The organism is Streptomyces sp. ISL-96 (assembly GCF_018614035.1).
In the GTDB taxonomy this organism is placed as follows: Bacteria; Actinomycetota; Actinomycetes; order Streptomycetales; family Streptomycetaceae; genus Streptomyces.
In genome coordinates this window covers 61,725-85,239 of record NZ_JAGGPA010000034.1, presented here as the reverse complement: position 1 = coordinate 85,239, position 23,515 = coordinate 61,725, and the positions used below count along the sequence as shown (strand labels likewise).

Below are 23,515 nucleotides of genomic sequence, written 5' to 3'. Positions count from 1 at the left end.
CGTATCTACCCGATTCCCGGCATCCTCACCACCCCTGGCGCACCGATCGGCACACGGCCCGGCTCGCGGCACAAGGGAACGGCCGGAGCCCCCGCACAGTGGGCTCCGGCCGTGGCTCTGGTGTCGTACGAGGTCAGAGGGCGAGGCCCGTGAAGACCATGACCCGCTCGTACGTGTAGTCGTCCATCGCGTACCGCACACCCTCGCGGCCGACGCCGGACTGCTTGACGCCGCCGTACGGCATCTGGTCCGCGCGGTACGAGGGGACGTCGCCGACGATCACGCCGCCGACCTCCAGCTCGCGGTGGGCGCGGAAGGCCGTCTGGAGGTCGTGCGTGAACACGCCCGCCTGGAGGCCGAACTTGGAGTCGTTGACCGCGGCGAACGCCTCGGCCTCGCCCTCGACCTTACGGACCGTCAGGACCGGGCCGAAGACCTCCTCGCAGGAGATCGTGGTGTCGGCCGGTACGTCGGCGAGAACGGTCGGGGCGTACGAAGCGCCGTCGCGCTTGCCGCCGGTGAGCAGCGTCGCGCCCGCCTTGACGGCCTCCTCGACCCACGACTCGACGCGCTTGGCGGCGTCCTCGTTGACCAGCGGGCCGACGTCGGTGCCGGCGTCGTTCGGGTCGCCGGTGACCTGGGACTCGACGGCCGCGACGATCTTCGGGACGAGACGCTCGTACACGGAGGCGTCGGCGATCACGCGCTGCACGGAGATGCAGGACTGGCCGGCCTGGTAGTTGGAGAAGGTCGCGATGCGGGTCGCGGCCCAGTCCAGGTCCTGGTCCGAGGCCCAGTCGGCGAGGACGACGGCCGCGCCGTTGCCGCCGAGCTCCAGGGTGCAGTGCTTGCGCGGCACCGAGTCCATGATCGCGTAACCGACCTTCTCGGAACCGGTGAACGAGATGACGGGCAGACGCTCGTCCTGGACGAGGGCCGGCATCTTGTCGTTGGCGACGGGGAGGACGGACCAGGAGCCGGCCGGGAGGTCGGTCTCGGCGAGCAGCTCACCCAGGATCAGGCCGGAGAGCGGTGTGGCGGGCGCCGGCTTGAGGATGATGGGCGCGCCTACGGCGATGGCCGGGGCGACCTTGTGGGCGCAGAGGTTCAGCGGGAAGTTGAACGGCGCGATGCCGAGGATCGTGCCGCGGGGGAAGCGGCGCGTCAGGGCGAGGCGGCCGGTGCCGCCGGCGTCGGTGTCGAGGCGCTGGGCCTCGCCGCCGTTGAAACGGCGGGCTTCCTCGGCTGCGAACCGGAACACGGAAACGGCGCGGCCGACTTCGCCGCGGGCCCACTTGATCGGCTTGCCGTTCTCCGCGGAGATGAGCTGCGCGATCTCTTCGGTGCGCTCGACGAGGCGCTTGCTGACGTGGTCGAGGGCGGCGGCGCGCACGTGCGCGGGGGTCGCCGCGAACTCGTTCTCGACGGCGTACGCGGCCGCGACGGCCTCTTCGACCTGCGCGTCGGTGGGGATGCTCACCTTGCCGACGAGCCGGCCGTCCCAGGGGGACGTGACGTCGAACGCGTCCTCGCCGGTGGCCTGGCGGCCGGCGAGCCAGAAGGCGTGGGTGGAAGTCATATCGTTTCCGGCCCTTCCGAGGGGGTGGGTGCTGATGTCACCACGGTAGGGGTGCGGGGGCGGAAGGTCGTTTGTCCGGGATGGAGTGCTGCGGGTGGCGGGGACGCCGGTTTGGAGGACGACACGGTTCTGCGCCTTGGTGCGGGCGGTGTGGTGCGGGTCGCCTGCGGCGCTTTACGCCCCAGTCCAGGAGGGGCGGGTAGGGGAACACAGCGCCGCAGGCACCCCCGCGCCGCTCCGGTAGCCCCCCGGCGGGACCCTACTCAGGCGGAGCCGGACCCCGCCCCCGTCGCCTTGAGCGCCAGCCACAGCTCCATCCGCACATCCGCGTCGTCCAGCGACCGGCCCAGGATTTCCTCGACCCTCCGCATCCGGTACCGCAGCGTATGCCGGTGAACGCCCAGGTCCGCCGCCGCCGCGTCCCACTGGCCGTGGCGCGACAGCCACGCCCGCAGCGAGGCGATCAGGTCGCCGCGGCCCTTCGCGTCGTGCTCGTGCAGTGCCCGCAGCGTCCCGTCCGCGAAAGATCGCACCGCGTCGTCCGCCAGCAGCTGCATCACCGAGCCCGCCGCCAGCTCCTCGTGCTCGACCAGCGCACGCCCCCGGCGCCGCGCCACCGAGAGCGCCTGCTCCGCCTGCTTGTACGCGCCGACCGCCGCAATCGGGCCGGCCGGTGCCGAAAGACCGACCACCAGCTCGTCCTCGTCCGCCGGCTCGTGCGGTCGCGCCGAATCGCCGCGCCGCGCCTCCGTATGGGCGAGGCATGCTCGCACCGCGTCGCCCCCGTCCGCCGCCAGCACCACCAGCCGGTCGCCGTCCGGAACCACCAGCACCGGCTCCCCCGCCCGCATCGCCGCCGACTCCATCGCGTCGGCAAGCCCGTGCAACGGGTCGGACCCCGCGTCCGCGCCCTCCGCCTCCGCGGCCGTCGGCTCGGCGATGAGGAGGCGGAAGGGGGCGTCCAGCAGCGCCCCGTACAGGTCGCCGGCGACCGCCCGCGCATGGTCCGGTTCCCCAGCCAGCAGCATCCGCAGCACCGCCGCGCCCAGCCGCTGCTCGGCCGCCTGCAACGACCGCGACCGCTCCGTGGTCAGGGTCAGGAGCGCGATCGCCGAGTGGACGGCGTACCGCTCGGCCGTCCCCAGCGGAGCGCCCGTCCCGACCGCCAGTACGCCCCGCACGCGCCGCCCTGCGCCCAGCGACTGCAGCTCCACGCGGTCGTCCGCCTCGGCGTCGCTGTCCGCGCCGCCGCCGCCGACGACGGAACTCGCCGGCGCGGGCCGCTCCCGCAGGCGTTCGACGTCGGCGGTCAGCCGGGCGGCCCTGCGCGCGGCCCAGTCGGGCGCGGAGGCGACCACCGCCCCGGAGACGTCGTACAGCGCCGCCCACCCGTTGACGTGCGACGCGAGGCGGGCCAGCAGATCCCCCGGCCCGTCGCCCGACAGCGCCGCCTTCGTCAGCTCGCGCTGCGCCTCGAAACCGGCGGTCACCGCGCGATACTGGTCGGCGGCGTTGGCGGCGGAGACGGCCTTGCTGATGGCGATGAAGGGCGTACGGCGCGGCACTTCCAGCAGCGGCAGCCCCTCCTCGGTGGCGGCGTCGACGAGCGCCTGCGGGACGTCGTCGTAATGGACGCCGACGGCGAAGCCGAGCCCCACGACACCCGCCCCGGCCAGCCGCCGCACGTACCGGCGCATCACTTCCGGGTCCTCGGCTTCGAGCTTCACGGCGGTGACGAGGAGGAGTTCACCGCCCTCCATGTACGGCACGGGGTCCGGGAGCTCACTGACGTGAGCCCAGCGCACCGGCGTGTCCAGCCGGTCCTCCCCGGCGCGCACGGTGAGCTTGAGCGCCGAGTGGTGGACGAGCGAGGCGAGCGTGGGCGGCATGGACGGTATGACCTTAGGGAGAAGGGTTTTTTCGCCGTCGCGTATGAACGGCTCATACCGATTGTGCCAGGACGTACGGGTCCCGCGCGCCGCCCCACTCAGCTCCGCAGGTCCACGAGCAGCGGCGGAGCGTGCTCGCCCCGCACCGTGGTCAGGGAGAGAACCGCGTGTCCCGCGGGCACGGCGTGCGCCAGGTCGGAAGCCGACCAGCGGTCCCGCTCGACCTTCCGCACCGTAACGGCATTCCTGGTGACGGTCTTGCCGGTGACCATCTTGCGCACGGCATGGACCGCGCGGGTGAAAGGCTGGTCGGCGAAGACCGCGTGCTCGGCGACCTCCCTGGTCTCGACCCACTGCGTGCCCCATGCCTCGGAGAATTGCTTGCCGTCCCAGGTGGTCACCCCGGAGAGGACCAGGTGGCAGCCCACCGCGCCGAGCAGTGGTTTGTGCAGTTGCTCCGCGACGTCGTCGATGGTCCGCAGGCCGAGCACGACTCCCGCGTTGGCGGACCGCAGACGACGGATGCCACGCACCGTGTCGGCGGTCAGCGTGCCGACGGCGTCGTCGAGCACCAGACACGTGAAGAGGGATGGATCGGCGCGGTTGACGGCCATGGCCGTGAACTGGGCCAGGATCAGCCGGGCGAACAGCCTCGATGCCTCGGGGTGGCCGCGTTCCGGCAGGTCGACGCGAACGCGAAGCGGGTGATGGCGCATGGCCCGCAGTGAGAAGGGCCGCTCTTTGCCCGTGGCGAAGAATCCGGCGAAGGCGGGGCGGTCGAGGAGGAAGAGCCGGTCGGCGAGCGCCGCGCAGGGGTCGGCCGTACTGCCCCTGTGCCGTTGGTGGGACGCCAGTTCGCGCAGCATCGCCTGATCGTCACTCGCTTCGAGCGTCTGGCGGAGCTCCTCAAGGGCGGAGGGTGTGCCGTGGAGCAGTTCGCACAGTTCGGGCACGGTGGGGAACCGCCCGTGGGCGGCGTGGTACGGCCCGAGCAGCTGGGCCAGCGCCGTCGCGGCACGCCGGCTGTCGACACCGCCCAGGTCACCGACGAGCCCCTCCGCCAGGACGGCAGCTGCCTCGTCGACGTCTGAGGTGCCGCCGTACAGGTCGAGGTCGTGGACGGATGCGGCGTCACCGAGCTTGACCACGACGTCGTACGCCTCGTCCGGGCCGAGCGGGGTGCCGGCGGCGCAGACCACGATGACGCCGCACTGCCCGGCGAGCGCCTGCAGGGAGAGCGACTCGACGACGGGCCGGACGAGCCGGCGCGTCTTGCCCGCGCCGGGAGGGCCGACCGCGAGCAGGGAGGTGCCGAGCAGTGCGGGCTCCAGGGCCACGCCGGAGCCGCGGCACTGGTACGGATTCCGGTCGTCGTCCGCGTAACTGCCGATGCGCACCTGGCCGGCGAGCACGTCGTGGGTGGCCGTGCGACTCGGCAGGTCCCGGTCGCCGGAGGGGTGGGCGAAGGCTGCCGCACCGTGTTGGCGGACGGTGTCGGCGAAGGACGCCATGCGCGCCGGATCGCGCTGCGCCGCGCTCCAGGCGCGGCGCACGCGCACGCAGTCGACATCGTTCATCCGGCCTCCGGTCAGATCGGCGGCGAGCCGGTCGGCTGCCTCCCGCCGGCCTGCCTCCCTGAGTTCCGGCCAGTCGGCCGCAGTGACCCCGGGAGCCGGCGGGGCCTGGTGTTCACGGGCCTGCGCGGCGCCGTCGGCGGGACGTCGCCGCAGCAGCAGCCGCATGGCTCCGGCCCAGTCCCCCAGCCTGGCGAAGGGCCACAGCAGGGCGGCCGTGATCAACGCGTACAGGAGGTAGACGACCAGCGCCGCCAGGTACCGGTTGCCGCCGCCGGCCAGCCACGCGTCGGGAACCAGGATCAGTACCGGCGCGGTGACGGGGATGTTGCCGGTCCAGGCCGCCCATTGGGCAAGGGCCGCAGCCAGCACCGTGACGGTGGCACGGAAGGGCTGCTCACGGCTGCCGACGAAGCGCCTGAAGACCTCGTTCCAGTTGCCGAGCCGGCCGAAGCCGTAGATCAGCAGCACCGCGAAGAGTCCCTGATAGACGATGGTGGCGTCGATCGCGTCCCTGTTCCGCGGCCCTCCGGTCAGGCCCGGGTTCCACCAGTCGGCGGGCGTGACCAGCTTCATCGGGACACGCCAGTACGGGATATAGCCGTTCCACCAGAGCGTCCAGATCAGAATCCCGGACAGCAGCGCGATCAGTGCCCCCACCAGGAGCTGGCGGTCGGCGACCGCGTCCGGCTGTGCCTGCGGCGGGCGCGGCTGATGACCGTACTTCCAGATGCCGGGTGCCTCTGCCTGCCTGGGCATGTTCAGCCAGCCGGCGAGTGGGGAACGGGCCGGCGGAGCCGGAGCCTGCGATGGGAGGGTCGGCGGCAGCGGGGGCGGGGGCGGTGGACTCGCTGGTGTCACCGGAGTGGCCCAGGCGCCCGGTGCGTCGTGTGTGCCCTCGGTGTCCATGTGCTGCCCTGCCCCTCGTCCCCTGACCAGCCTGTGCGCCGGGCCTCAATCTAGTGCCCGGGGCTGGGCAGTTCACTGCTGCACGCCCGGGTGGGGGGATATTGCTGGGGATGGTGTCTCGTTGCCGGGTGGCGGACTCGGCGGGTGGGGCGCGCGAGGTTGAAGGGGTGGCTCGGCCCCTGGCTAAGCGGCTGCGGGAACGGCCGCTGGTGCACCCACCCCCATTCGACTCCTGAGACAGCTGGAGGCGATACGGCTGAGACGGATGGGGCTCGAGAAGTGCTGCGCCTCGTTAAGTGGCGGGTTCGTCGCACGTTGAGCCCTGAATCGTGCTGTTGAAGCGACCGAAGCCGACTGACGGTGCAAGTGGCGTAGCTGCGCAGCCCCTGCCCTGCGATATCCAGGCGATATCCAGTCCGTCCGGCGTTTGAGGACACGCCCGGAGGGCGGCCGGAGGGCCTCCGGGAGGCTGGGGGCTTGCCCCCGGCGCGGCGGAGCCGCGAAGTCACAGCGGGAAGTGGCGGGGGGAAAAGCCCGCAAGGCACCGCCACCGCGTCGCGCCCCCGCCCCCGGTATGTCCGCCGCGGACAACGACACGCCCCCACTTCTCCCTAACGGAACATGCCCCGTCCCACCCCCCACCCCTAGCCTGCGAAGTAAAGAAGCGTCCGGAATACCCCCAGGAGCCCCACCATGACCGCAATCCCGCAGGAGCGCCGCGTCGTCACCGCGATTCCCGGCCCGAAGTCGGCCGAGCTTCAGGCCCGGCGCACCGCCACGGTCGCCGGTGGCGTGGGCTCCGTGCTGCCCGTCTTCACCGCGCGCGCGGACGGCGGCATCATCGAGGACGTCGACGGCAACCGCCTGATCGACTTCGGCTCCGGCATCGCCGTGACCTCCGTCGGCGCCTCCGCCGAGGCGGTCGTGCGGCGGGCGAGCGCCCAGCTGCAGAACTTCACGCACACCTGTTTCATGGTCACGCCGTACGAGGGCTACGTCGAGGTCTGTGAGGCGCTCGCCGAGCTGACCCCGGGCGACCACGCCAAGAAGTCCGCGCTGTTCAACTCCGGCGCCGAGGCCGTCGAGAACGCCGTCAAGATCGCGCGTGCGTACACCAAGCGGCAGGCTGTGGTCGTCTTCGACCACGGTTACCACGGGCGTACGAACCTGACCATGGCGCTGACCTCCAAGAACATGCCGTACAAGAACGGCTTCGGCCCGTTCGCCCCCGAGGTCTACCGCGTCCCGGTCGCCTACGGCTACCGCTGGCCCACCGGCGCCGAGAACTGCGGCCCCGAGGCCGCGGCCCAGGCCATCGACCAGATCACGAAGCAGGTCGGTGCCGACAACGTCGCCGCGATCATCATCGAGCCGGTGCTCGGTGAGGGCGGCTTCATCGAGCCCGCCAAGGGCTTCCTGCCGGCGATCGTGAAGTTCGCCAACGACAACGGCATCGTCTTCGTCGCCGACGAGATCCAGTCCGGCTTCTGCCGCACCGGCCAGTGGTTCGCGTGTGAGGACGAGGGGATCGTTCCGGATCTCATCACGACTGCCAAGGGCATCGCGGGCGGCCTGCCGCTCGCCGCCGTGACCGGCCGCGCCGAGATCATGGACGCCCCGCACGGTGGCGGCCTGGGCGGCACGTACGGCGGAAACCCGGTCGCCTGCGCCGGTGCGCTCGGCTCCATCGAGACGATGAAGGAGCTCGACCTCAACAAGAAGGCGAAGCGGATCGAAGAGGTCATGAAGGGCCGCCTCGCCGTCATGGCCGAGAAGTTCGACATCATCGGTGACATCCGTGGCCGCGGCGCCATGATCGCCATCGAGCTCGTCACGGACCGCGACACCAAGGAGCCGAACGCGGCCGCCGCCGGCGCGCTCGCCAAGGCGTGCCACGCCGAGGGTCTGCTGGTCCTCACCTGCGGTACGTACGGCAACGTGCTCCGCTTCCTGCCGCCGATCGTCATCGGCGAGGACCTGCTCAACGAGGGTCTGGACATCATCGAGGCGGCCTTCGCCGGGGTGTGAGCGGTCTGTGAGCGGGGGGTGACCCTGTGAAGAAAGGGTGGGGGGCCAATGGCGGGATGACGATCCGCCTGTCGGTCCCCCACCCTCTGCCGTACGGTTTCTGCAGATGAGAGAAACACCCCGCTCGCAGGGGACTGCGGGCGGTTCCAGGTCGAGGCACCCCCCGCCCCGCCCTGGTCGTGCCGTCGCGCACACCACCGGAGCTTCGGGCTCCGGAACTCCTCACCGATCGGATCGCCGCCCGTCCCACACCCCCCGGGGCGCGCGGCAGCCCGGTCCGGGCGGCTGCCCCGGAACTACCCCCCCTGTTCCGGGGCAGCCGGCTTTCCTCCTCACCCGCTTCGCCCTCTGCGCCCTCTTCGGGCTTCTCTTCGCGCTGATCACCTGGCAGGTCGCGGCCCACGGCCCCCTGCGCCGCGCTGACGAGCGCCTCGGCCGGGCCGTTGTGGGCGACGGCCCGACCGGTCTCACGGAATTCTTCGCCGATCTCGGCAATGCGGCCGTCGCGCTGCCGGCCCTGGGCGCCGCTGTCGTGTACACGCTGTGGCGCGCCGGTCGCAGCGCTGTCGCCCCCGCGTGCGCCGCCGTGCTCGCCATGGCGGCGGTCCCCGCCCTGGTCGCCCCGCTCAAGTCCTGGATCGCCCGGCCCGGGCCGCTCACACAGGAGACCGGGTACTACCCGTCCGGGCACGCGGCGACAGCGGCCGTGGCCTACTGCGGCGCGGCCCTGCTCGTCTCGGCGTACGTACGCCGCCACCGTTGCTGGCCGCCTCTTCTCGCGCTCGTCCTTACGCTCGCCACCGGCGCCGGCCTGATCCTGCGCGGCTACCACTGGCCGCTGGATGTCGTGGGCAGCTGGTGTCTTTGCTTCCCCTTGCTGGTTCTGGTCAGCCGTCGCCTTCCCGTGCGATACCGGCCGCCGCCTCGTGCATCGCGAGCTCCAGCAGCGCCGGATCAGTGAGCGTGCCCGAGCCGTCCGGCAGGACCAGCCAGCGGACTCCGCCGGCCGCCCGGCCGGGGTAGGGGACGACGATCCAGGTACCGCGGCCCGCGCCGCGTACGCCCGTACCGATCCAGCGGCCGACCGTGCCCGGCGGCACGAAGAAGCCCATGCGGGAATCGCCGAAGTCGGCGAGGACAGGCCCCGGGCGGTCGATGAGACGCGCCAGGATGTCGAGCGTGGGGTAGCCCAGCTCCCCCGGCAGGATCAGGACGTCCCAGCGCCTGCCGGCGGGAAGGAGAGCGACCCCCAGGGGGTTTCGCTCCCATTCCCACCGGCAGGCGTCAGGGTCCGGTGCTACCGAGACGAGCCATTCCACCGCGGTCTTCGGCCCCAAGCCAGTCATGTTGTCCGGCCTCCATTCGTGTGCGCAGTCAATGCGTTCACGAGGGAGAGAGGGCCGGGCCCGGAGTATTACGCGGGTTCGGTCACCTCATTGGTGTGAGCCGGGCCTCAGCTGTCGAAGCCGAGTCCCAGCTTGTCCATGGCCTTCAGCCACACGTTGCGGTGGCCGCCGTTGTCGTCCGACCGGGCGAGCGACCACTTGGTGATGCCGATGCCGGCCCACGCGAAGGGCTCCGGTGGGAACGGCACCGGCTTGCTGCGCACCATCTCCAGCTCCGTACGCTCGGTACGCTCGCCCGCGAGCAGGTCGAGCATGACGTCCGCTCCGAAGCGGGTCGATCCGACACCGAGGCCGGTGTACCCGGCGGCGTACGCGACCTTCCCCGCGTGAGCCGTGCCGAAGAACGCGGAGAAGCGCGAGCAGGTGTCGATCGCGCCGCCCCACGCGTGGCTGAAGCGCACGTCCTCCAGCTGCGGGAAGCAGCGGAAGAAGTGCTCGGCCAGCTTGAGGTAGGTCTGTGGCCGGTGGTCCATGTCGGCGCTCAGCTTGCCGCCGAAGGGGTAGATGGCGTCGTAACCGCCCCACAGGACGCGGTTGTCGGCGCTCAGCCTGAAGTAGTGGAACTGGTTCGCGCTGTCGCCCAGGCCCTGCCGGTTCTTCCAGCCGATCGAGGCGAGCTGGCCGGCGGTGAGCGGCTCGGTCATCAGCGCGTAGTCGTAGACCGGGACGGTGTACGAGCGGATCCGCTTGACCAGCGACGGGAAGATGTTGGTGCCCAGAGCGACCCGGCGGGCGAAGACCCGGCCGTACGGCGTGCGCACCGCCATCCCCGCGCCGGCCGAAACCAGGTCCAGACCCCGCGTGTGCTCGTACATCCGTACGCCCAGACCGAGGCACGCCCGCTTCAGACCCCACGCCAGCTTGGCCGGGTTCAGCATGGCGACGCCGCGCCGGTCGAGCAGCCCGCCGACGAAGGTGGGCGAATTGACCTCTGCGCGCACCGCGTCCTGGTCGAGGAGTTCGAGGCCGTCGGCGAAGCCCAGCTTCCGCGCCTCCTCGTACATCTCCTTCAGCTCTTCGAGCTGATGCGGCTCGGTGGCGACGTCGATCTCACCGGTGCGCTCGAAGTCGCAGTCGATGCCGTACGCCGCCACCGCCGCCTCGATCGCGTCGAGGTTGCGCTCGCCGAGCTCCTCCAGCTTGGCCAGCTCGCCCGGCCAGCGCGAGATGCCGTTGCTCAGGCCGTGCGTGAGGGAGGCGGCGCAGAATCCGCCGTTGCGACCCGAGGCGGCCCAGCCCACCTCGTGCCCCTCGATCAGTACGACATCCCGCTCGGGATCGCGCTCCTTGGCGAGGAGGGCGGTCCACAGTCCGCTGTATCCGCCGCCAACGACGAGCAGATCGCATCGCTCGTCGCCGGTGAGGGCGGGCTGTGGTGCGGGCTTTTCGGGGTCGTCCAGCCAGAACGACACCGGCTTTACGCCGGAAAGGGATTCTGCGGCACTACGCATGGCAACTGGGGCCATGGTTTCCAACTCCTTCAGGACTTACTGGGGCTGTGCGCTGTTCTTTCGCCGGCTCGCGAGAAGCTGACCGCCGAGAACCACCAGCACGGCGATGACGAACATAGCCGTACCAATGACGTTGATCTGTACGGGCGTGCCACGCTGCGCCGATCCCCACACGAACATGGGGAAGGTGACGGTCGAGCCCGCATTGAAATTGGTGATGATGAAATCATCGAAGGAAAGCGCGAAGGCGAGCAGCGCTCCCGCGGCGATTCCGGGCGCCGCGATCGGCAGGGTCACCCGTACGAACGTCTGCACGGGACCGGCGTAGAGATCGCGTGCCGCCTCCTCCAGGCGCGGGTCCATCGACATCACGCGCGCCTTGACCGCCGTCACGACGAAGCTCAGGCAGAACATGATGTGCGCGATGAGGACGGTCCAGAAGCCCAGCTGGGCGCCCATGTTGAGAAAGAGCGTCAGCAGCGAGGCGGCCATGACGACCTCGGGCATGGCCATCGGGAGGAAGATCAGCGAGTTGATCGCGCCACGCGCCCGGAAGCGGTAGCGGACCAGTGCGAAGGCGATCATCGTGCCGAGCACGGTCGCGCCGACCGTCGCCCAGGCGGCGATCTGGAGCGAGAGGGAGAGCGAGCCGCACAGGTCGGCCACGCCGCACGGGTCCTTCCACGCGTCCAGCGAGAATTCCTGCCAGGCGTAGTTGAAGCGCCCCTTCGGATTGTTGAAGGAGAACACCATCACGACGATGTTCGGCAGGATCATGTAAGCGAGCGTCAGCAGCCCGGCGATGACGACGAGATTGCGTCGTATCCAGCGAATCAAAGACATCAGACCAGATCCTCCGTCCCGGACTTGCGGATGTACACGGTGACCATGGCCAGCACGATCGCCATCAGGATGAAGGACAGCGCGGCCGCCGTCGGATAGTCGAGCACGCGCAGGAATTGCGACTGGATGACGCTGCCGACCATTTTCGTGTCGGTCGAGCCGAGCAGTTCCGCGTTGACGTAATCGCCGCACGCCGGAATGAAGGTCAGCAGCGTGCCCGAGACGACACCCGGCATCGAGAGCGGGAAGGTCACCTTGCGGAAGGTGGTCGCCGGGGTGGCGTACAGGTCGCCCGCCGCCTCGTGCAGCCTGCCGTCGATCCGCTCCAGCGAGGTGTAGAGCGGCAGGATCATGAAGGGCAGGAAGTTGTACGTCAGGCCGCAGACCACGGCCATCGGCGTGGCCAGCACCCGGTCGCCCTCGGTCCAGCCGAGCAGGCTGGTGATGTCCAGGACATGCAGGGTGTTCAGTACGTCGACCACCGGGCCGCCGTCCGCGAGGATCGTCTTCCACGCGAGCGTACGGATCAGGAAGCTGGTGAAGAACGGCGCGATGACCAGCACCAGGACGAGTCCGCGCCAGCGCCCCGCCTTGAAGGCGATCATGTACGCGAGCGGGTAGCCGAGCAGCAGGCACAGCAGGGTGGCGGTGCCGGCGTACAGCAACGACCGGATGAACTGGGGGTAGTACTCGGTCAGCGCGTCCCAGTACGTCTGGAAGTGCCAGGTGACCTCGAAGCCCTTCTCCAGCGAGCCGGTCTGCACCGAGGTCGACGCCTGGTAGACCATCGGCAGCGCGAAGAAGACGATCAGCCACAGGATGCCGGGCAGCAGCAGCCAGTACGGTACGAGCCGCTTGCGGGTGGAGGCCTTGCGCGGGGCGGGCGGTTCCTCCGCCGGTGCGGGCGCCAGGGGCGGCGCGTCGGTGACGCTCACGCGCTCTCCTCCACCGTCTCCACGCCCGCGTCGATGTCCTGGTCCGCGTCCAGCCCGAAGGTGTGGGCGGGGTTCCAGTGCAGGACGACCTCGGCGCCGGGGGCCAGCCGCGCGTCGCGCTCGATGTTCTGGACGTACACCTCGAAGTCGGAACAGGCCGGGCTGTCGACGATGTACTGGGTTGACACACCTATGAAGCTGGAGGCGACGATCCGGCCGGTGATCTTGTTGCGGCCGATCGCGACGCTGCCCGCGTCGTCGGCGTGCGCGACCGAAACCTTCTCCGGGCGTACGCCGACGAGCAGCTTGCCGCCGGTGCGGGGCTGCGACGCACAACGCTCGCCCGGGACGCGGAGTTTGGAGCCGCCGCAGGTGACCACGGTGTTGTCGCCCAAGGTCTCGACGACCTCGGCCTCGATGAGGTTCGACGTACCGAGGAAGTTGGCGACGAACGTCGTCTTCGGGTTCTCGTAGAGGTCGGCGGGGGCGCCGAGCTGCTCGACCCGGCCGCCGTTCATCACCGCGACCTGGTCGGCCATGGTCATGGCCTCCTCCTGGTCGTGCGTGACGTGCACGAAGGTGATGCCGACCTCGGTCTGAATGCGCTTGAGCTCCAGCTGCATCTGGCGGCGCAGCTTGAGGTCGAGCGCGCCGAGCGGCTCGTCGAGGAGCAGCACCTGCGGGTGGTTGATGAGCGCGCGGGCGACGGCGACGCGCTGCTGCTGGCCGCCGGAGAGCTGGTGCGGCTTGCGGGCGGCGAAGGCGCCGAGCTGGACGAGGTCCAGCATGTCGTCGACCTGCTTCTTGAACGACTTGATGCCGCGCCGGCGCAGGCCGAAGGCGATGTTCTCGGAGACGTTGAGGTGCGGGAAGAGGGCGTAGCTCTGGAAGACGGTGTTGACCGGGCGCTTGTACGGCTGGAGGTCGGTGACGTCCTTGTCGCCGAGGAAGACCGTGCCGGTGGTCGGCTCCTCAAGTCCCGCGATCATCCGCAGGGTTGTGGTCTTGCCGCAGCCGGAGGCGCCGAGCAGGGCGAAGAAGGAGCCCTGCGGGATGGTCAGGTCGAGCGGGTGTACGGCCGTGAACGAGCCGTAGGTCTTGCTGATCCCGGAGAGGCGGACGTCGCCGCCTTCTGTCTTCTGCGTCATGGGGTGTGGTCCCAGGGTGTTGAGAGGGGGGGCGGGAGCGGACAGCGGCTCGGCTCAGGCGCCGATGAGCTTGGCGAACTTCTCCTCGTACGCCGTCTCTTCCTTGCCGCTGAGCGAGCGGAAGGCGCGGGACTTGGCGGCCATCGCCTTGTCGGGAAGGATCAGCGTGTTGGAGGCCATCGACTCGTCGATCTTCGCGAGCTCCTCGCGCACACCCTCGACCGGGCACACGTAGTTGATGTACGCGGCGAGCTCGGCGGCGACCGGGGGCTCGTAGTAGTAGTCGATGAGCTTCTCGGCGTTGGTCTTGTGCCGCGCCTTGGCCGGGACCAGCAGGTTGTCGCTGGAGGTGATGTAACCGGCCTCCGGGATCACGAACTTGATGTCCGGGTTGTCGGCCTGGAGCTGGATGACGTCACCGGCCCAGGCGAGGCAGGCCGCGAGGTCGCCCTTGCTCAGGTCGGAGGTGTAGTCGTTGCCGGTGAAGCGGCGGATCTGCTTCTTGTCGACGGCCTTCTGGATCCGGGCGACGGTCGCGTCGAAGTCGTCGTCGGTGAACTTCCCCGGGTCCTTGCCCATGTCGATGAGGGTCATGCCGATGGAGTCGCGCATCTCGGAGAGGAAACCGACCTTGCCCTTGAGGGCGGGGTCCTCCAGCAGCTGCGTGACGGTTTCGACCTTCCTGCCGCCGGTCGCCTTGGCGTTGTAGGCGATGACCGTGGAGATGCCGGTCCAGGGGTACGAGTAGGCGCGGCCCGGGTCCCAGTCGGGGGAGCGGAACTGGGAGGAGAGGTTGGCGAACGCGTTCGGCAGGTTCGACGGGTCGAGCTTCTGCGCCCAGCCGAGCCGGATGAGGCGGGCGGCCAGCCAGTCGGTGACGCAGATGAGGTCGCGTCCGGTGTCCTGACCGGCCGCGAGCTGCGGTTTGATCTTGCCGAAGAACTCGACGTTGTCGTTGATGTCCTCGGTGTACTTGACCTTGATCCCGGTGCGCTTGGTGAACGCCTCCAGGGAGGGCCGGCTCTTCTCGTCCTCACTGACGTCCATGTATTCGGTCCAGTTGGAGAAGCTGATCTGCTTCTCCTTGGCCGAGTGGTCGTCGGAGGCCGGCGCGTCGCCCTCCCGCTTGGCGGGCGGGATGCCACAGGCGCTCAGCGTGCCGAGACCGCCGATCGCGAGCGCGCCGACGCCTGAGGCGCGCAGCATCGAACGTCGGGTGAGAGCGCCCCTGCCGTGCGTCATGCTGCGTCGCATGGCGGCCACTTGGGCCGCGGAGAGGCTGTCCGGCTCGTACTGCTCCATGCGTAGTGCCCTTTCGGGTGAGTGTGGCCGCTGGTCGTGCGGCGTATATCTATCGGTCCCCGAAGATCGTGCGGTGCCAGTCCTTGCGGACGACTGCGGTGTTGTCGTACATCACGTGCTTGACCTGCGTGTACTCCTCGAAGGAGTACGCCGACATGTCCTTGCCGAAGCCGCTGGCCTTGTATCCGCCGTGCGGCATCTCGCTGATGATCGGAATGTGGTCGTTGACCCACACACAGCCCGCCTTGATCTCGCGGGTGGCGCGGTTCGCGCGGAACACGTCGCGGGTCCAGGCGGAGGCGGCGAGTCCGTACGGGGTGTCGTTGGCGAGCGCGATCCCTTCGTCGTCGGTGTCGAAGGGCAGCACGACAAGTACCGGGCCGAAGATCTCGGCCTGGACGATCTCGCTGTCCTGGGGAGCGTCGGCGACGAGGGTGGGCCGGTAGTAGGCGCCCTTCGCGAGGTCTCCGCCGGGCGCTTCGCCGCCGGCCACGACACGGGCGTACGCACGGGCCCGCTCGACGAAACCGGCGACCCGGTCGCGCTGGGCGTGGCTGATGAGCGGCCCGAGGTCGGTGGACGGGTCGAAGGGGTCACCGAGCCGCACGCTGTCCATCAGCTCGGCGACCCCGGTGACGAAAGCGTCGTAAAGCGGGCGCTGGACGTAGGCGCGGGTCGCGGCCGTGCAGTCCTGCCCGGTGTTGATGAGCGACCCGGCGACCGCGCCGTTCACGGCCGCTTCGAGATCGGCGTCGTCGAAGACGACGAAGGGTGCCTTGCCGCCGAGTTCGAGGTGGAGGCGTTTGACGGTGGAGGTGGCGATCTCCGCGACGCGCTTGCCGACGGCGGTCGACCCGGTGAAGGAGGTCATGACCACGTCCGGATGCCCGACGAGGTGCTCGCCGGCGTCCTTGCCGGCTCCGGTGACGATGTTGACGACACCGTCCGGGATGCCGGCTTCCTTGGCCGCCTGCGCGAACATGATGGACGTCAGGGGCGTGATCTCGGCGGGCTTCAGAACAATGGTGTTGCCTGCGGCGATCGCCGGCAGGACCTTCCAAGCGGCCATCTGGAGGGGATAGTTCCAGGGTGCGATGGACCCTACGACACCGATCGGCTCGCGGCGTACGTACGAGGTGTGGTCGCCGGAGTACTCGCCGGCCGACTTGCCTTCGAGGTGGCGGGCCGCGCCCGCGAAGAAGGCGGTGTTGTCGACGCTGCCCGGCACGTCGAACTCGGTGGACAGCTTGATCGGCTTGCCGCACTGGAGCGACTCGACGTACGCGAAGTCCTCGGCCTGCTCGGCGAGTACGGCGGCGAAGCGGTGCATCGCGTCGGAGCGTTCGCCGGGTGTGGTGGCGGCCCATCCGGGGAACGCCTCGCGCGCGGCGGCGACGGCGGCGTCCACGTCAGCGGTGGAGGCCAGCTCGTACTCGTAGACCTTCTCGCCGGTCGCCGGGTCCACGACGGCTTGCGTACGTCCCGAGGTGCCTGGCCGCAGCTGTCCGCCGATGTACTGCGCACCGTCCGCGAATCGGTCCTGCACCGGGAAGCGGTTGACCATGACGCACTCCGTAGCTCCAGCTGGATTTGAGTGCCGATCCTGGCAGAGTGATCCATCACCAACAAGGGATTCCGTTGTTGCCTTTTGGTTACGCGACGGAATCGGTCGACCATGTGTCGAGGCGGGACGGAAATACGGTACGGAGTGTCCGTGGCGCGGCCCAAAGCGGCGTGGCATGGCGCGGGTACGGGACGAAAGCCCAGGTGGGGGCCGGTGGGAGTGAGTGCGGGCGGGTGCGGGGGCTGCGCCTGCGTGCGCCCGGTGCCTGCGGCGCTTTCCCCCACCCCGCCCCTACTAGTCGCGGACGGGGGCGTCGATCACCAGCGACGAGTTCGCGTACGGGTCGTACTCCTCCGAGTCGAGGTCGCCCCTCCCGTTCTCCCCCTGGACGATCGCCCAGACGACGAACCCGATGAACGCCGCACTCAGCACGAACCCGATGACCCCGAGGATGATCCCGGCCAGCGCCATGCCACTGTTCGTCGCCTCGCCGCGCGCAACCCGCTTGCGGCCCAGGATGCCGAAGATCAGCGCCAGGATGCCGAGGATGATGCCCAGGCCGTAGGCGCAGAAGAACGTCACGGAGATGATGCCGAGCACCATCGCGGTGACGCCGAAACCATTCGCCGGCGCCGGACCATGCTGCCCGGTCCAGGCGGCCGGGCCGCCGTACCCGGGATATCCGGGGTAGCCGCCGGTGTTGTACGGAGCCGGTGCCGACGGGGCCGGGTACGCCGCCGGGTAGCCGTACTGACCGGGCGTCCCCTGCGCCTGACCCACCGGTGCGGCCGGAGGCGGCGGTACCGCGCCCTGCACGGAAGCAGTGGGGCCGAAGCCCGGTACGGGGTCCGCGGCCGGCATCGAGGTGACCGTCTGCTGGTCGTGCACCGGAGGCCGCCCGGCCGGCGGCTTGTCCAGCGGCACCTTCGGCGCCGACTGGTCCGGCGGGGCCCAGGGGTCCCGCGACTGCTCGGGCGGCGGACCCGAAGGGTTGTTTGCGTTGTCTGACATGTGCTCCCCCATCATGATTTCCGCCATGCTACGGCCTGCCTTCCGGCCTGTACCGCCCGCCTACGATGATCCCTGAGCCCGCTCCACCTGCCCGTACACCGGAGGATCCGATGACTGATCTGCACCACTTCATCGCAGGGCTGCCCAAGGCCGAACTGCATGTGCACCACGTCGGATCCGCCTCGCCCCGCATCGTCGCCGAGCTGGCCGCCCGCCACCCCGACTCCAAGGTCCCGACCGACCCCGAGGCGCTCGTGGACTACTTCTCGTTCACCGACTTCGCGCACTTCGTCGACGTCTACCTCTCCGTCGTGGGCCTGATCCGCACCCCGGAGGACGTCCGGCTGCTGACCTTCGAGGTCGCGCGCGACATGGCCAGGCAGAACATCCGGTACGCCGAGCTGACCGTCACGCCGTTCAGCTCGACCCGCCGCGGCATCGACGAGAAGGCCTTCATGGAGGCGATCGAGGACGCCCGCAAGGCGGCGGAGGCCGAGCTCGGAACCGTACTGCGCTGGTGCTTCGACATCCCGGGCGAGGCCGGTCTGGAGGCGGCTGAGGAGACGGCGAGGCTGGCCGTGGACCTGCGGCCTGAGGGCCTGGTGTCGTTCGGACTCGGCGGCCCCGAGATCGGCGTACCGCGCCCGCAGTTCAAGCCGTACTTCGACCGCGCGATCGCGGCCGGACTGCGTTCCGTACCGCACGCCGGTGAGACGACCGGGCCGCAGACCATCTGGGACGCGCTGAACGACCTGCGCGCGGAGCGCATCGGCCACGGCACCAGCGCCGTCCAGGACCCGCGGCTGCTCGCGCACCTGGCTGAGCACCGGATCCCGCTGGAGGTCTGCCCGACGTCCAACATCGCGACCCGCGCGGTGGCCTCGCTGGACGAGCACCCGGTCAGGGAGATGGTGGAGGCGGGCGTCCTGGTCACGATCAACAGCGACGACCCGCCGATGTTCGGCACGGACCTGAACAGCGAGTACGGCGTGGCCGCCCGCCTCCTCGGCCTCGACGAGCGCGGCGTCGCCGGGCTGGCCAAGAACGCCGTGGAGGCGTCCTTCCTCGACCCGGCGGGCAAGGCCCGGATCACCGCCGAGATCGACACGTACACGACGAACTGGCTCACGCGGTAACGCGGTAACGCGGTTACGCGCCGGACAATGGAGCCATGCTCATACCCATGCGCACCGTGACTGCCGTGGCCCACCGCGGCGACCCGTACCGAGTCCGTGAGAACACCCTCGCCTCGCTCCGCTCAGCGGTGGAGCGGGGCGCGGACGCCGTGGAGATCGACGTACGCCTGACCCGCGACGGCGTCCCCGTCCTCCTCCACGACGACTCGCTCAAGCGGCTCTGGGGTCACGAGCGGCTGCTCGCCGGCCTCACCGAGCGAGACCTGCGCGAGCTCACCCGCGGCGGCGTACCGACCCTGCGCGAGGCGCTGAGCGCCGTCGACGCCCACCGCGTCATGATCGACCTGCCGGGTGCGACGCCCGAGTCCGTACGTACCGTGGTCGGCGTCGTCCACGAGTGCGGGGCGGGCGAGCGCGCGTACTACTGCGGCGGCACCTCCGCCATGCTGGCCGTACGCGCAGCCGACCCCGGCGCCGAGATCGCCATGACGTGGACGACCCTCACCCCGCCGGGCGCGGCGCTGCTGGACGCGGTGAAGCCCCACTGGCTCAACTACCGCTTCGGCCTGGTCAGCCGCGACCTGACGGACCGCGTGCACCGGGACGGACTGCTGGTCTCCGCGTGGACCGCCGACACCGGGCGTACGATGCGCCGCCTGATCGGCCGCGGTGTCGACTCCATCACCACCAACCGCATCGACGTACTGCAAGCACTCACCACCACTGCCAAGAAGCCCAGCCCGCAGACAGGTTGAGCGCCGCGCGGTGTTCGTCTCAGACCGCCGCCGGCATCGCGAACCGCAACGGCGCGGTGAGCGCCTCCAGCTGCTTGATCTTCCGGCGTACGACGTACAGAGGGATGACGCCGAAGACTCCGAAGGAGATGTCGATGACCGACCACCAGAAGGGAATGCCCCGGATCGGGCCGCAGATCAGCGCGAGCGGGATGATCCCGGCGCACGCGATCATCCCGAACTCGATCACCCAGATGTTGCGTACCGGATCGCGGTACGGGCCGTAGAAGGCGACGGCGATGACGAGGTGCGCGAAGGCCAGCCAGTCCGTCCCGTACAGCACGAAGGGGTACTTGGCGTCGGTGGCGTCGAGGCCCGTCCGTACGCGCTCGATCCACTCCATCAGACCGGGGAAGAACTCGGCCACCGGGGAGGCCGAGGACTTCAGCAGGCTCTCCAGCCAGTGGAGTTCGGTGACGAGCGGGAAGGCCGTCACACCGCTCAGCACGAGAGCGACGATAAAGAAGGCCAACCACACGCGTATGCGCCGCAAAAGGACTTTCGCCTCGTTCATGCCCGCAGCGTACGCCCGCGTTTACCTGCCCTTTACACCGGCCCCGGCGCCCCCGGCCGCGACCGCCTCCCGAGCACGCGCCGCGCCACGACGTGCGACAGCGCCGTAGCGGCTCCGGCGAGGGCCAGGCCCTGTACGGCGTCCCGCGCTCGCGTCGGCCGCAGCACACCGGCCCGTCGCAGCCGGCCGCGCGCCCAGAGCGAGAAGGGCACCACGAGCAGCGGCGAGGTGGCGACGCCGGGGGTGTAGCCGCGTACGGCGGCGGCCTGTGCCATGTGGAGCAGGCCGTGCAGGCCGAAGCCGTACAGCGTCGACTGGTAGAAACCGGAGCGGCCGCCGGACCGGTGCCCGGCGACGGCGGCCGAGGCGACGATCGTGCCCATCACGCCGACGGCGAGGGCGAATTCGCGCTCGTCCGCGGACTCCATGGTCCGCCATATCCGCTCGGGGACCTGCGGGAACCGCTTGCGCAGCCGGGGCACGTTCTCGCGCATCCACGCGGGCAGCGTCGCGAGCTCCTCGACGTCGTGCAGGGCCCAGGCAGCGAACAGTCCGTACGTCACCAGGGGGTTGAGGCCATCGCGGTCATCGCGGTCATCACTCATGATCGCGATTGTGCTAGAGCCCCACGATCGAGTTCCACGTTTTCGCGAACCCCACGCGCTCCTCCGCCGTGATGTCCCGCGCGATCGCCAGCCGCTCCCGCATCGCGTCGTCGGGGAAGATCAGCGGGTCCTCGGCGAGTGCGGCAGTCTCCTCGTCCTTGGCCGAGGCCAGGATGTCGCGCGCCGCCGGCACGGGGCAGACGTAGTTGACCCAGGCCGCGAGCTCCGCCGCGACCTCGGGGTTGTAGTAGTGGTCGACGAGCTTCTCCGCGTTGCGCTTGTGGCGCGCGAGGTTGGGGATCATCAGGCTCTCCGCCCACAGCTCCGCCCCTTCCTCCGGCACCACGAACTCGATGTCGGGGTTGTCGGCCTGGAGCTGGATGACGTCACCCGAGTACGCCTGGCACGCCAGTACATCGCCGCTCGCCAGGTCCTTGATGTAGTCGTTGCCGGTGAAGCGCCTGACGTGCTTGCGCCGCACCAGCTTCTCCACCTGCTCGCACATCGCGTGGAAGTCGTCGGCGGTCCACCGCGTGACATCCGCGCCGCTGCCCTGCATCAGCAGCGCGAAGCTCTCGTCGAGCCCCGAGAAGAGGGTCACCTTGCCGCGCAGGTCGTCGGCCCACAGCTGGGAGGTGGAGCGGATCTCGTGGCCCAGCTTGCCGCGGTTGTACGCGATGCCGGTGATCCCGGACTGCCAGGGGACGGAGTGCAGCCGCCCCTCGTCGAAGGCGGGCGTACGCAGCTGCGGGTCGAGGTACTTGGCGACGTTCGGCTGCTTGGCGCGGTCCATCTCCTGGACCCAGCCGAGGCGTACGAACCGGGCGGCCATCCAGTCGCTGATGACGATCAGGTCGCGGCCGGTCTCCTGGTGGTTCATCAGCGCGGGGCTGATCTTCCCGAAGAACTCGTCGTTGTCGTTGATCTCTTCGGTGTAGCGGACGGATATCCCGGTGCGCTCGGTGAAGGCGTCGAGTGTGGGCCGCCGCGACTCGTTCTCGTCGTCGGTGTCGATGTAGAGCGGCCAGTTGGCGAACTGGAGACTGTGGTCCCGTTCCGACCGGTCGTCGGCGGCAGCCCGGTCCCCCGGTTCGACGTACGCCGCCGGTACCCCGCACCCCGCCAGCGCCGCCAGGGCGCCCGCCGCCGGGAACCCGCGGAGCAGCGTACGACGCGACACACGACCAAGATCACTCATGTCGTCCACTCTCGCCCCACGCACAAAGGGCGGGCAATAGACAGTCTGTCTATCGCCCGCCCTCGCGAAACAGCGTGCTGATCAGCCCTCGATCGAGGTCATCACGTGCTTGATGCGCGTGTAGTCCTCGAAGCCGTACGCCGAAAGGTCCTTGCCGTAACCGGACTTCTTGAAGCCACCGTGCGGCATCTCGGCGACCAGCGGGATGTGGGTGTTGATCCACACACAGCCGAAGTCGAGGTTCTTGGACATGCGCATCGCCCGCGCGTGGTCCTTCGTCCACACCGAGGACGCCAGCGCGTAGTCGACGCCGTTGGCCCACTCCAGGGCCTGCGCCTCGTCCGTGAAGGACTGGACGGTGATGACGGGGCCGAATACCTCGTTCTGGATGATCTCGTCGTCCTGCTTGAGGCCGGAGACGACGGTCGCGGCGTAGAAGTAGCCCTTGTCCCCGACCCGCTCGCCGCCCGCCTCGACCTTGGCGTGCGCCGGCAGCCGCTCGATGAAACCACTAACCTGCCGAAGCTGGTTGGCGTTGTTGAGCGGGCCGTAGAGCACGTCCTCGTCGTCCGGCTGTCCGGTCTTCGTGTCGGCGGCGGCCTTCGCCAGCGCGGTCACGAACTCGTCGTGGATCGACTCCTGTACGAGGACGCGCGTCGCGGCGGTGCAGTCCTGGCCGGCGTTGAAGAAGCCCGCGACCGAGATGTCCTCGACGGCCTTGGCGATGTCGGTGTCCTCGAAGACGACGACCGGCGCCTTGCCGCCCAGCTCCAGGTGGACGCGCTTGACGTCCTTGGCGGCGGACTCGGCGACCTGCATGCCGGCCCGTACGGAACCGGTGATGGAGGCCATCGCCGGGACCGGGTGCTCGACCATCGCGCGGCCGGTGTCACGGTCACCGCAGACGACGTTGAAGACGCCCTTAGGGACGATAGAACCGATGATCTCGGCCATCAGCACAGTCGAAGCCGGCGTAGTGTCCGACGGCTTCAGCACCACGGTGTTGCCCGCGGCGAGCGCCGGGGCGAACTTCCAGACGGCCATCATCATCGGGTAGTTCCACGGCGCGACCTGCGCGCAGACGCCGACCGGCTCGCGGCGGATGATGGAGGTCAGACCCTCCATGTACTCGCCGGCCGAGCGGCCTTCGAGCAGCCGGGCCGCACCCGCGAAGAAGCGGATCTGGTCGACCATGGGCGGGAGTTCCTCGCTCCGCGTGAGGCCGAGCGGCTTGCCGGTGTTCTCGGACTCGGCCGCGATCAGCTCCTCCGCGCGCTCCTCGAAGGCGTCCGCGATCTTGAGCAGCGCCTTCTGACGCTCCGCGGGCGTGGTGTCGCGCCAGGCGGGGAAGGCCGCGGCGGCGGCCGCCATGGCGGCGTCGACGTCTTCCTGGCCGGAGAGCGGCGAGGTGGCGTACACGTCGCCTGTGGCCGGGTTGACCACGTCGATGGTCCGCCCGTCGGCGGCTTCGCGGAACTCTCCGTCGATGTAGTTGCGCAGGCGGCGCAGTTCGGTGGTCACAGCCACCCCTCCCTTGTCAGATGTCCGGTTACTGAGATCCCACCCTAGTCGCTCGGGTATCGCTTTCGACATACCCGCACGCCGTGAACTTCGGATTCGGTGAGATCC

19 protein-coding genes are annotated in these 23,515 nt (G+C 69.8%); 4 read left to right on the top strand and 15 right to left on the bottom strand.

Annotated elements, in window-relative coordinates:
* Window positions 1-133: 133 nt before the first annotated feature.
* The 3 genes from J7E96_RS21885 to J7E96_RS21875 form a co-directional block, all read right to left on the bottom strand.
* A complete protein-coding gene (locus tag J7E96_RS21885) occupies window positions 134-1,579 on the bottom strand; it encodes an aldehyde dehydrogenase family protein (RefSeq protein WP_215133362.1) in 1,446 nt (481 codons plus the stop codon).
* Window positions 1,580-1,842: 263 nt separating this feature from the next.
* Window positions 1,843-3,468, bottom strand: coding sequence for a PucR family transcriptional regulator (locus J7E96_RS21880; protein ID WP_215133361.1), 1,626 nt, complete (start codon window positions 3,466-3,468; stop codon window positions 1,843-1,845).
* Between the two features lie 98 nt (window positions 3,469-3,566).
* Window positions 3,567-5,951: an ATP/GTP-binding protein gene (locus J7E96_RS21875; RefSeq protein WP_215133360.1), complete on the bottom strand. Its 2,385-nt coding sequence runs from the start codon at window positions 5,949-5,951 to the stop codon at window positions 3,567-3,569.
* 693 nt (window positions 5,952-6,644) lie between these two features.
* Here J7E96_RS21875 and gabT point away from each other — a divergent pair.
* Window positions 6,645-7,979 (top strand): 4-aminobutyrate--2-oxoglutarate transaminase, encoded by a 1,335-nt coding sequence (gabT, locus tag J7E96_RS21870; RefSeq protein WP_215133359.1) that lies wholly within the window; start codon window positions 6,645-6,647, stop codon window positions 7,977-7,979.
* Window positions 7,980-8,085: 106 nt separating this feature from the next.
* Window positions 8,086-8,940 carry a phosphatase PAP2 family protein gene (locus J7E96_RS21865; RefSeq protein WP_215133358.1) on the top strand — a complete coding sequence of 285 codons (855 nt, stop codon included), beginning with the start codon at window positions 8,086-8,088 and terminating at the stop codon, window positions 8,938-8,940.
* Here the strand turns inward: J7E96_RS21865 and J7E96_RS21860 are convergent.
* The 8 genes from J7E96_RS21860 to J7E96_RS21825 form a co-directional block, all read right to left on the bottom strand.
* Window positions 8,867-9,325 carry a hypothetical protein gene (locus J7E96_RS21860; protein ID WP_215133357.1) on the bottom strand — a complete coding sequence of 153 codons (459 nt, stop codon included), beginning with the start codon at window positions 9,323-9,325 and terminating at the stop codon, window positions 8,867-8,869. The genes J7E96_RS21865 and J7E96_RS21860 overlap by 74 nt on opposite strands.
* Before the next feature lie 107 nt (window positions 9,326-9,432).
* The gene (locus J7E96_RS21855) at window positions 9,433-10,851 is read right to left on the bottom strand and encodes an FAD-binding oxidoreductase (RefSeq protein ID WP_215133356.1); all 1,419 of its coding nucleotides are present in this window, start codon (window positions 10,849-10,851) and stop codon (window positions 9,433-9,435) included.
* A gap of 21 nt (window positions 10,852-10,872) precedes the next feature.
* On the bottom strand, window positions 10,873-11,679 hold the full coding sequence (locus tag J7E96_RS21850) for an ABC transporter permease (protein ID WP_215133355.1): 807 nt from the start codon (window positions 11,677-11,679) through the stop codon (window positions 10,873-10,875).
* Window positions 11,679-12,614: an ABC transporter permease gene (locus J7E96_RS21845; protein ID WP_215133354.1), complete on the bottom strand. Its 936-nt coding sequence runs from the start codon at window positions 12,612-12,614 to the stop codon at window positions 11,679-11,681. The genes J7E96_RS21850 and J7E96_RS21845 overlap by 1 nt, the downstream gene beginning before the upstream one ends.
* On the bottom strand, window positions 12,611-13,762 hold the full coding sequence (locus J7E96_RS21840) for an ABC transporter ATP-binding protein (protein WP_215133353.1): 1,152 nt from the start codon (window positions 13,760-13,762) through the stop codon (window positions 12,611-12,613). The genes J7E96_RS21845 and J7E96_RS21840 overlap by 4 nt, the downstream gene beginning before the upstream one ends.
* 54 nt (window positions 13,763-13,816) lie before the next feature.
* Window positions 13,817-15,064 (bottom strand): spermidine/putrescine ABC transporter substrate-binding protein, encoded by a 1,248-nt coding sequence (locus tag J7E96_RS21835; RefSeq protein ID WP_215133352.1) that lies wholly within the window; start codon window positions 15,062-15,064, stop codon window positions 13,817-13,819.
* 49 nt (window positions 15,065-15,113) lie between these two features.
* Window positions 15,114-16,628, bottom strand: coding sequence for a gamma-aminobutyraldehyde dehydrogenase (locus J7E96_RS21830; protein WP_215133351.1), 1,515 nt, complete (start codon window positions 16,626-16,628; stop codon window positions 15,114-15,116).
* A 294-nt stretch (window positions 16,629-16,922) separates the two neighbouring features.
* Window positions 16,923-17,639, bottom strand: a complete 717-nt coding sequence (locus tag J7E96_RS21825; RefSeq protein ID WP_215133350.1) for a DUF4190 domain-containing protein — start codon at window positions 17,637-17,639, stop codon at window positions 16,923-16,925.
* Between the two features lie 110 nt (window positions 17,640-17,749).
* Between J7E96_RS21825 and J7E96_RS21820 the strand changes: the two genes are divergently transcribed.
* Both J7E96_RS21820 and J7E96_RS21815 read left to right on the top strand, forming a co-directional pair.
* Window positions 17,750-18,775, top strand: coding sequence for an adenosine deaminase (locus J7E96_RS21820; RefSeq protein WP_215133349.1), 1,026 nt, complete (start codon window positions 17,750-17,752; stop codon window positions 18,773-18,775).
* Between the two features lie 47 nt (window positions 18,776-18,822).
* Entirely contained in the window at window positions 18,823-19,530 is a 708-nt protein-coding gene (locus J7E96_RS21815) for a glycerophosphodiester phosphodiesterase (protein ID WP_215133348.1), read from the top strand.
* Between the two features lie 19 nt (window positions 19,531-19,549).
* On the opposite strand, the gene J7E96_RS21810 is transcribed toward J7E96_RS21815, so the two are convergent.
* The 4 genes from J7E96_RS21810 to J7E96_RS21795 form a co-directional block, all read right to left on the bottom strand.
* Window positions 19,550-20,083: a hypothetical protein gene (locus J7E96_RS21810; RefSeq protein WP_215133347.1), complete on the bottom strand. Its 534-nt coding sequence runs from the start codon at window positions 20,081-20,083 to the stop codon at window positions 19,550-19,552.
* 32 nt (window positions 20,084-20,115) lie between these two features.
* Window positions 20,116-20,688 carry an HXXEE domain-containing protein gene (locus J7E96_RS21805; protein ID WP_215133346.1) on the bottom strand — a complete coding sequence of 191 codons (573 nt, stop codon included), beginning with the start codon at window positions 20,686-20,688 and terminating at the stop codon, window positions 20,116-20,118.
* A 13-nt stretch (window positions 20,689-20,701) separates the two neighbouring features.
* The gene (locus tag J7E96_RS21800; protein WP_215133403.1) at window positions 20,702-21,868 is read right to left on the bottom strand and encodes a spermidine/putrescine ABC transporter substrate-binding protein; all 1,167 of its coding nucleotides are present in this window, start codon (window positions 21,866-21,868) and stop codon (window positions 20,702-20,704) included.
* Window positions 21,869-21,967: 99 nt separating this feature from the next.
* Window positions 21,968-23,407, bottom strand: a complete 1,440-nt coding sequence (locus J7E96_RS21795) for a gamma-aminobutyraldehyde dehydrogenase (protein ID WP_215133345.1) — start codon at window positions 23,405-23,407, stop codon at window positions 21,968-21,970.
* Between the last annotated feature and the right edge of the window lie 108 nt (window positions 23,408-23,515).

What these genes read in the sequence shown, in the direction of transcription:
- J7E96_RS21885 (WP_215133362.1), bottom strand. Translation starts at nt 1,579, where the DNA reads ATGACTTCCACCCACGCCTTCTGGCTCGCCGGCCGCCAGGCCACCGGC.
- J7E96_RS21880 (WP_215133361.1), bottom strand. Translation starts at nt 3,468, where the DNA reads ATGCCGCCCACGCTCGCCTCGCTCGTCCACCACTCGGCGCTCAAGCTC.
- J7E96_RS21875 (WP_215133360.1), bottom strand. Translation starts at nt 5,951, where the DNA reads ATGGACACCGAGGGCACACACGACGCACCGGGCGCCTGGGCCACTCCG.
- gabT (WP_215133359.1), top strand. Translation starts at nt 6,645, where the DNA reads ATGACCGCAATCCCGCAGGAGCGCCGCGTCGTCACCGCGATTCCCGGC.
- J7E96_RS21865 (WP_215133358.1), top strand. Translation starts at nt 8,086, where the DNA reads ATGAGAGAAACACCCCGCTCGCAGGGGACTGCGGGCGGTTCCAGGTCG.
- J7E96_RS21860 (WP_215133357.1), bottom strand. Translation starts at nt 9,325, where the DNA reads ATGACTGGCTTGGGGCCGAAGACCGCGGTGGAATGGCTCGTCTCGGTA.
- J7E96_RS21855 (WP_215133356.1), bottom strand. Translation starts at nt 10,851, where the DNA reads ATGGCCCCAGTTGCCATGCGTAGTGCCGCAGAATCCCTTTCCGGCGTA.
- J7E96_RS21850 (WP_215133355.1), bottom strand. Translation starts at nt 11,679, where the DNA reads ATGTCTTTGATTCGCTGGATACGACGCAATCTCGTCGTCATCGCCGGG.
- J7E96_RS21840 (WP_215133353.1), bottom strand. Translation starts at nt 13,762, where the DNA reads ATGACGCAGAAGACAGAAGGCGGCGACGTCCGCCTCTCCGGGATCAGC.
- J7E96_RS21835 (WP_215133352.1), bottom strand. Translation starts at nt 15,064, where the DNA reads ATGGAGCAGTACGAGCCGGACAGCCTCTCCGCGGCCCAAGTGGCCGCC.
- J7E96_RS21830 (WP_215133351.1), bottom strand. Translation starts at nt 16,628, where the DNA reads ATGGTCAACCGCTTCCCGGTGCAGGACCGATTCGCGGACGGTGCGCAG.
- J7E96_RS21825 (WP_215133350.1), bottom strand. Translation starts at nt 17,639, where the DNA reads ATGTCAGACAACGCAAACAACCCTTCGGGTCCGCCGCCCGAGCAGTCG.
- J7E96_RS21820 (WP_215133349.1), top strand. Translation starts at nt 17,750, where the DNA reads ATGACTGATCTGCACCACTTCATCGCAGGGCTGCCCAAGGCCGAACTG.
- J7E96_RS21815 (WP_215133348.1), top strand. Translation starts at nt 18,823, where the DNA reads ATGCGCACCGTGACTGCCGTGGCCCACCGCGGCGACCCGTACCGAGTC.
- J7E96_RS21810 (WP_215133347.1), bottom strand. Translation starts at nt 20,083, where the DNA reads ATGAACGAGGCGAAAGTCCTTTTGCGGCGCATACGCGTGTGGTTGGCC.
- J7E96_RS21805 (WP_215133346.1), bottom strand. Translation starts at nt 20,688, where the DNA reads ATGAGTGATGACCGCGATGACCGCGATGGCCTCAACCCCCTGGTGACG.